Genomic DNA, 7,786 nt, shown 5'->3' with positions numbered 1-7,786 from the left:
CAGTCTTCTTTTGATATCATCTTGGCACCTTTAGAAACAAGAAATTCTTCGTATTTCTGAACTGTCTCCTTTATCTGCTCATCAGATAAAACGGGATTCAAGATGAAAACAGTTTCATAATGATTCATATAAAATTACTTTTAATTAAATTGGGTGCAAAAGTAGAATTATTATTTCTATTATCAAAGCCCTTTCACATAGATAAAGTGCATTTAATCCTAATGAATGTACCCTATAACTTGTAATTAATAAATTTAATGTTTAATATTGTTATTACTTAACCTAACTGACCGTGGAAGAAATTTTACTCAAATGTGCTGTTGTCGATGATTCCAGTTTGCAAAGATTATCTATTGTAAAGCTGATTAAAGACCATCCTAACTTAAAGTTAGTGGCTGAGTACAATAACGCCATCGAAACCAAAAACGGCCTACTGGATACCGAAACCGACCTTATTTTTCTGGACATTGAAATGCCTATTCTTTCGGGTTTCGAACTGCTTGATGACCTTCCTAACAAACCTCAAATTATATTTGTAACCGGTAAAACCCAATATGCGTTTAAAGCCTTTGATTATGATGCGATAGACTACATTCACAAACCGGTCACCAAGGAGCGGTTTAATAATGCCGTTAGTAAAGCGATTAATCTATATAAACTTAAACATCAGGTACCGGTTAATCCTGAGGATGAAGAATTTATTTTTGTGAAAAGCAATCTAAAAAACAGAAAGGTTTTCCTGAATAAATTAAAATACATTCAGGCATTAGGCGACTACGTTAAGTTTGTAACCGAAAAAGAAAATTTTGTGGTGCTGGCTACAATGAAGTCTTTTGAAGAGCAGTTACCCAACGATAAATTTCTGCGCACACATAAATCTTATATTGTGAATTTAGATAAGATTGAGCGTTATAATAGTAAAAATATTGAAATAGATAAACAACAGCTTCCGCTTAGCAGACATAAAAAGAGTGACCTGGTTGAAGCTCTAAGTCAGATTCATTAAGTTTTTACAATTTAAATTCCACACCCTACACCGTTATAGAAAGCGCTAAAAATTAGATTCTCATTATACAGGGTCTACATTTACCACCACTCTTACACTTCTAAAAGCCCCAATTGCCTTAAAACTCAACAGGATTTTATGGGCTACTTCTTTGGTTTTCTCAAGACTCTGTTGCTGCGGAATTTTCAGCAGGATGTTTTTATAATATTCATTCCGAATTCGTGCTACAGGAGGAAATTCAGGACCTAAAACATATTCCCCAAATACATTGGTAAGCGATTTAGCCAACCAATCGGCGGCGGTATTATTAGTAGAATAATCTCTGCTTTTTAAAGTGAACCGAATTATTCTGTAAAAAGGCGGGTATTTGTAATTATAACGCTCCTCAAGTTGCTCTTTGTACATGGCTGCGTAATCTCCTGTGGAGACTTGTTGAATGATTTGATGATTTGGATTATAACTCTGGATCAATACCTTGCCACGTTTTTTTGTTCTTCCTGCTCTTCCGGCAACCTGCAACATCAATTGGAAACTACGCTCATGAGCTCTGAAATCGGGGAAATTTAACAAATTATCAGCATTCATAATTCCTACTAAATTAACATGCCTGAAATCGAGACCCTTGGTCACCATCTGGGTCCCTACAAGTATATCGATCTCCTGTTGCTCAAAAGCATTTATAATTTTTTCAAACGCATACTTACCCCGCGTGGTATCCTGATCCATTCTTGCTATTTTATGGTCGGGAAATAAAGCCTTCAATTCCGTTTCTATCTGTTCTGTTCCAAAACCTTTTGTTGAAATATCGGTACTGTGACAAGCCATACATTTTTGTTGCATCGCGATATGATACCCGCAGTAGTGACAACGCAACTGGTTGTTATTCGAGTGATAGGTTAAGCTCACATCACAGTTGGGACATTGAGGGGAATGACCGCAGGTATTACATTCCAAAATTGGTGAAAATCCCCGCCGGTTTTGAAAAAGGATTATCTGTTCGTCTTCCTTTAATGTTGCTTTTATTTCTTCCAGAAGCCGGTCGGAAAAATGGCCGGTCATCCGTTTCTTTTTATGCTTGGTCTTAATATCAACAATTTCAATTTCTGGAACCAGCACCTCACCAAATCTTCTATTTAGCTCCACCAGACCGTATTTGTCATGCTGCGCATTAAAATAAGATTCCAATGCCGGCGTAGCAGAACCTAACAAAATATTCGCTTTAAAGTATGAGCCTAAGACTATTGCCACATCCCTTGCATGATACCTCGGGGAAGGATCATATTGCTTAAAAGAACTTTCGTGTTCTTCGTCTACCACCACTAAGCCCAGCTTAGTGAAAGGGAGAAAGACAGAGGACCGGGCACCAATTATCACCTGTCCTGAATCCCGATGGTTAAGAATTTTACGAAAAATCTCCACTCGTTCATTAACCGAATATTTACTGTGGTAAACCAGGACTTTTTCGCCAAAATAATGTTGTAACCTCTGGATGAGTTGCGTGGTAAGAGCAATTTCCGGAAGCAGGTACAAGGCTTGTTTACCCGCTGCCAGCACCTCTTTAATAAGTTGAATATAAATCTCTGTCTTTCCTGAGGAAGTAATGCCATGCAGCAAACCTACCTTGTTTGCTGCAAAGTGTTCTTTTATTTTTACAAAAGCTTCCTGCTGAAATTTGTTAAAAACTATCTCTTTTGAGGTGATTTCACCTGAAAAACTAACCCTGTCGGTCTCCTGTTGAAATTCTTCCAGGATACCTTTATCTATAAGAGCTTTTAAAGTTCCCGGCGAAGCTTTACTTTGCTTAAGAAGGCTTTTCAATTTCAACGGTTTACGGCTTTTTGCCGTTAAGCTGAAATAGGTTAACATAATTTCCCGCTGACTGGGTGCCCTGCTTAACGAATCCAATAGTTCATGCATTGAAGCTTCTTCGCGATATTTTCCACTCAGTTTTACAAACCGGGTTTTCTTGGGTTTGTACTGCTCATAAATCTCCTGATTAAGCATCAGAATGTCTTTTTCAATAAGCCTGTTTATTATAGGCAAAACCGTCTTTTTGTCGAGTAACTTCATTACCTCCTGGATCTTCAAAGAAGATTGTCGCTGCAGTGCTTCCACTAGAAGAAATTCATCGTCGCTTAAATCTGTTTCCGGCAGAGTTTCTTTATTTTTTAACTGAATTATCCCTTCACTCTCAAGTAAAAAAGCACCGGGAAGCGCAGCCCGAAGCACATCTCCTTCAGTAGACATATAATATGAAGAGATCCATTTCCAGAATTTTAATTGTTTGAGGGTAATCAAGGCTTCTTTATCCAGGATTTGATGAATAGGTTTTGCCTCATAAACCTCTGGTGGCCTTTGATGGATGTTTGCTGCAATCCCGGTATAAATCTTAGATTTTCCAAAAGGTACTGCAACACGCATTCCCGGTTTCAGGAATTTAGCTTCTTCCTCTAAAAGCTCATAAGTAAAACGCTTATCTAAAGGCAGAGGAAGGATTACGTCAACAAAATAGGGCATTTACACCAGGATTTGATAGATTATAAGGATTTATAAAAGTAAAAAACCATCCTAAAATAGAATGGTTTTTTATCATTTTGTTCTTGAGAGCCTATTTTGCACGCTCCCAAGTTTTAGTTTTATAAAAAAAGGCTACGTATCCTCTTACATTTAGCTTATTGGGATCGTCTTCATCCAGCCAAATCTTTCCTTTATATTCTTTCCCCGATTTGGGGTCAATTAAAGTTCCACCCGTATATTCCTCACCGTCTTTTTCAAAACCGCTAATCACCTCGAGACCTTCGATAGGCTTCCCTTTAAGTTCTCCACTGCATTTATTACAGGTTTGGTCGCGATCCTCTTTTTTCATAATCCGTACAACTTTTCCTGCAACCTCTCCACCGTTCTCATAAATCTCAATGATAGAGTTTACTTTTCCGGCATCATTGGTCACCTGCCATTTTCCAAAGATGCTTTGTGCTTGCATTCCACAACAGGCAAATAAACTGCATAAAGAAAGCAGGAACAGGTTCATATTAATTTTCATAGCAATTTTTATTTTGTCGGGGAATTATTTTCCCAGCATTCCTTTTTTCAGGTCTTTGTCGGCGGGTTTATCAGATAACCAGATTCCGAAAAGGGCTCGTTTAAATTCCAGTCCCTTGATATTTCCTGATCTCTTCCCGTTTTTATACACGGTCACTCCATCTGCTGGAATATAAACAATATCAAAAACATCTTCTTTATTGATCTGTTCATCAAAGAAACTCTTGAATTTAGCTATTTCTGAAGAAATTGAGGCGGTATTCCCGTTAGTGGCATTATCAAACCCTTCATTAATAGCATCGATCATTCTTTCACTGGTAATCATTTTAGAAACAATATGTAATTTAATAGCCATGGGTTTATCGGCCTTCATAATTTCAGCTGCATTAGAAGATTTAGACTGAAGGTAAAGCCCGCCGGCATACATATCCATCCAAAATTTTTCACGGACTCCAGCTCCATTTAAAATTAGTCCTTCTGAACCGTATTCAAGATTATTGGGTAAAGTGGCCCCGCCAACTTCGGTTTGGGACTGACCAAGAGAAATGCTGAAAACAGCAATTAATAAAAATATTATTTTTTTCATTTTGTGTGGTTTTATGGATTAAAGTTATTTAAAATTCTTTTTCAATTTTATTAAAGAGGCGTTAAGTTCAAAACCCAGTAATAATATGTTAGAGTTTATCCAAATGTATACCATTAAAATTAAGAGGGCTCCTATAGATCCATATAATTCGTTATAGGAAGAAAAATTCTCAATATACAATCCAAACAAATAAGTGGTAATCAAAATGAGAATAGTAGTAAAAAGAGCGCCTACCGAAAAGAATTTTGCTTTCCTGGCTTCTTTAGTTCCAAAATAATATAAAGTGGCTACTCCTATATAAATTAGCAATACAAAAGCACTGTATTTTATAAGTTGTGCCCCAACACCGTCCTTGGGAACTACTCCCATTTCATTAAGATCATCTAAGGCATAGGTTAAATAAACCGCCAGAATTACTGTAATGAGCAACAACAGTGCCATGATAAGGGAAACCCCTACAGCTATAATATATTGCCTGATAATGGAACGGTTGGTATTGGTATGGTAAGAGAATTCAAACCCCGTAAAAATTGCATTTACCCCATTAGTCATTAAAAATATGGATAAAATGAATGCTACTGATAAAAGCCCCCCGCGAGGAGTATTAGCGATATCCAGAAAAATATCATTGAAAAACACAGATGTTTGCGGCGGCAAAAGCGAATCCATAAATATTAAAAACTGAAGCTGAAAATCATCTATAAACTGTATATAGGGTATCAAGTTCAGCATAAAAAGCAAAAAAGGAAATAAGGCCATAAAGAAACTAAAAGCAATGGCGCTGGCACGTGTAGAAAATGTTCCTTTTATTATTCCTCCTGAATAAATCTCCCAGAGATCATAAAGGGATAAGCCTTCCAAACCCGGCAATACAATCGTCCTGGTTTTATTTTCCCACCAATTTGAAAATTGCTCCAGTTTAGATTCAAATGCTTTATCAAGAGCCATATTATATAGCTTTTAAACTAAGATCTTTGTTGTAAACCGAATGTGTTAAGGCTCCGCTCGAAATATAATCTACGCCACATTCGGCATACTTTCGGGCAGTTTCAAGGCTTATACCCCCGCTGGATTCCGTTTGACATTTTCCATTGATCATTTCTACAGCTGTTCGGGTATCGTTGTAGTTGAAATTATCTATTAATATACGATAAACTCCCTCGGACTCCAATATCTCTTCTATTTCATTAAGATCTCTTGCCTCTACAATAATCTTAAGATCCAGATCATTTGTTTGAAGGTATTCTTTGGTTTTCTGAATCGCCCTGGTAATTCCGCCGGCAAAATCTATATGATTATCCTTAAGCATAATCATATCATAAAGTCCAAATCTGTGGTTTTGCCCCCCTCCTATTTTTACTGCCCATTTTTCCAAAGCTCTAATTCCGGGAGTGGTTTTTCGGGTGTCAAGAATTTTTGTTTTGGTACCCTCTAATATATCAGCAAACTGCCTGGTTTTTGTAGCGATGGCACTCATACGCTGCATCCCATTAAGAACAAGCCTTTCTGCTTTTAAAATTGATTGAGAATTCCCCTCTACATAAAATGCAATGTCACCGCGTTTAATTTGGTTACTATCATTTATAAGTACTTCAGTTTTTAAATTGGGATCTACTTTATTAAAAACCCTAAGGGCAAAATCCACTCCGGCAATAATACCGTTATCTTTAACCAAGAGTTTGGCCTTCCCCGTAGCATTTTCGGGAATACAGGCCATAGAACTGTGATCTCCATTTCCTACATCTTCTCTTAAGGCATTGGTTATAATTAAATCTATTTCTTTTTCAAATTGGTCTTTTGAGATCATTTGCAATACTTATTTTTGTAAAAGTAGGAAAGTCTGCGTTAAATTAAGGAAATGACCATAAAATTAGTATGCATAGGCAAGACCGATAGCACCGAGTTGAAACAACTTATAGAAATATATCAGAAACGTCTTCAGTTCTATATAAAATTTGAAATTGAGATAATTCCCGATCTTAAAAAAGCTAAGAATCTGGATGAAAGCCAGCAGAAGACTAAGGAAGGGGAACTTATCCTGGATAAGATCCAAACTTCAGATTTTGTAGTGCTTCTTGACGAGAAAGGAAAAGAATTCACCTCCGTAGGGTTTTCAGAATATATTCAGAAACGACTTAATAGTGGGATGAAACAAATAATTTTTGTTATTGGTGGTCCCTATGGTTTTTCTCAGGATGTATACAAACGAGCCAATTCAAAACTGGCACTTTCTAAACTTACCTTTTCTCACCAAATGGTACGACTATTTTTCACAGAGCAATTATATCGCGCATTTACCATATTAAAAAACGAACCTTATCACCATCAATAAAACTATTATGGACTTAGTATTTGCAACGCACAACAAGAATAAGATGAAGGAGATAAAAACCCTCCTTCCCCATTATATCAATTTACTTTCGCTGGACGACATTGGCTGTAAAGAGGAAATACCGGAAACCAGTGATACAATAGAGGGTAATGCCTCATTAAAAGCTGAATATGTAAAACATAAGTACGGTTATGATGTTTTTGCCGATGATACAGGATTAGAAGTGGAAGCATTGGATGGTGCACCGGGGGTATTATCTGCCCGTTATGCGGGAGAAACCAAAAGTGACCGGGCTAATATGGAAAAACTTCTTCAGGAATTGAAAGATAAGGACAACCGCAAGGCCCGCTTCAAAACAGTGATCGCTTTAAACTTGAACGACCAGCAAAATCTTTTTGTTGGCACTTGCAATGGTTCAATTATAGAGAAGCCACGTGGAGATCAGGGTTTTGGATATGACCCCGTTTTTCAGCCTGAAGGTTTTGATAAGACTTTTGCTGAAATGAGCCTGTCGGAAAAATCAGAATTGAGTCATCGGAGCAAGGCATTTAGAGCGCTAATCTCCTATCTTTCAAAATAAAAGCCTTCATAAAGGATTTATTGCGCATGAAGCCGTACCTTTGCCGCTTATTTTAATTTTTATATGAACAAATTTGAACAATTAGGTTTAAACCCTTCAATTCTTAAAGCAGTCGAAGAAATGGGTTTTGAAAGCCCAAGTGAAATTCAGGAAAAAGCTATTCCTGTTTTGTTAAATGAAGACACCGATATGGTGGCCCTGGCCCAAACCGGAACAGGAAAAACAGCTGCTTTTGGATTT

The 7,786-nt window shown here is 37.1% G+C and carries 10 protein-coding genes; 4 read left to right on the top strand and 6 right to left on the bottom strand.

The genetic code is table 11. The annotated features are described in order from the left end of the window. On the bottom strand, positions 1 to 128 hold a 128-nt coding region (locus VIM94_RS10835; RefSeq protein WP_332039315.1), incomplete at its 3' end, for a 30S ribosomal protein S6. Positions 129 to 292: 164 nt separating this feature from the next. On the opposite strand from VIM94_RS10835, the gene VIM94_RS10830 reads away from it, so the two are divergent. Next, a complete protein-coding gene (locus VIM94_RS10830; protein ID WP_332039313.1) occupies positions 293 to 1,006 on the top strand; it encodes a LytTR family DNA-binding domain-containing protein in 714 nt (237 codons plus the stop codon). A 63-nt stretch (positions 1,007 to 1,069) separates the two neighbouring features. On the opposite strand, the gene priA is transcribed toward VIM94_RS10830, so the two are convergent. From priA to nadC, 5 genes are all read right to left on the bottom strand, one after another. Beyond that, complete coding sequence (priA, locus tag VIM94_RS10825) at positions 1,070 to 3,523, bottom strand: replication restart helicase PriA (protein WP_332039312.1); 2,454 nt, start codon at positions 3,521 to 3,523, stop codon at positions 1,070 to 1,072. Positions 3,524 to 3,614: 91 nt separating this feature from the next. Then, positions 3,615 to 4,049 carry a DUF2147 domain-containing protein gene (locus tag VIM94_RS10820; RefSeq protein ID WP_332039311.1) on the bottom strand — a complete coding sequence of 145 codons (435 nt, stop codon included), beginning with the start codon at positions 4,047 to 4,049 and terminating at the stop codon, positions 3,615 to 3,617. Between the two features lie 24 nt (positions 4,050 to 4,073). Continuing rightward, positions 4,074 to 4,634 (bottom strand): chalcone isomerase family protein, encoded by a 561-nt coding sequence (locus VIM94_RS10815; protein WP_332039310.1) that lies wholly within the window; start codon positions 4,632 to 4,634, stop codon positions 4,074 to 4,076. A 24-nt stretch (positions 4,635 to 4,658) separates the two neighbouring features. Next, the gene (locus VIM94_RS10810) at positions 4,659 to 5,582 is read right to left on the bottom strand and encodes a YihY/virulence factor BrkB family protein (protein ID WP_332039309.1); all 924 of its coding nucleotides are present in this window, start codon (positions 5,580 to 5,582) and stop codon (positions 4,659 to 4,661) included. Position 5,583: 1 nt separating this feature from the next. Then, on the bottom strand, positions 5,584 to 6,441 hold the full coding sequence (gene nadC / locus VIM94_RS10805; RefSeq protein ID WP_332039308.1) for a carboxylating nicotinate-nucleotide diphosphorylase: 858 nt from the start codon (positions 6,439 to 6,441) through the stop codon (positions 5,584 to 5,586). A gap of 51 nt (positions 6,442 to 6,492) precedes the next feature. Between nadC and rlmH the strand changes: the two genes are divergently transcribed. From rlmH to VIM94_RS10790, 3 genes are all read left to right on the top strand, one after another. After that, positions 6,493 to 6,966: a 23S rRNA (pseudouridine(1915)-N(3))-methyltransferase RlmH gene (gene rlmH, locus VIM94_RS10800; RefSeq protein WP_332039307.1), complete on the top strand. Its 474-nt coding sequence runs from the start codon at positions 6,493 to 6,495 to the stop codon at positions 6,964 to 6,966. A 7-nt stretch (positions 6,967 to 6,973) separates the two neighbouring features. Further along, positions 6,974 to 7,546, top strand: a complete 573-nt coding sequence (locus VIM94_RS10795; RefSeq protein ID WP_332039306.1) for a non-canonical purine NTP diphosphatase — start codon at positions 6,974 to 6,976, stop codon at positions 7,544 to 7,546. A gap of 63 nt (positions 7,547 to 7,609) precedes the next feature. Continuing rightward, a partial coding sequence (locus VIM94_RS10790; RefSeq protein ID WP_332039314.1) for a DEAD/DEAH box helicase occupies positions 7,610 to 7,786 on the top strand: 177 nt, incomplete at its 3' end.

Origin of the sequence: Salegentibacter sp. (genome assembly GCF_036568425.1) — a bacterium.
GTDB lineage: Bacteria > Bacteroidota > Bacteroidia > Flavobacteriales > Flavobacteriaceae > Salegentibacter.
This window is presented reverse-complemented; position numbering and strand designations above follow the sequence as displayed.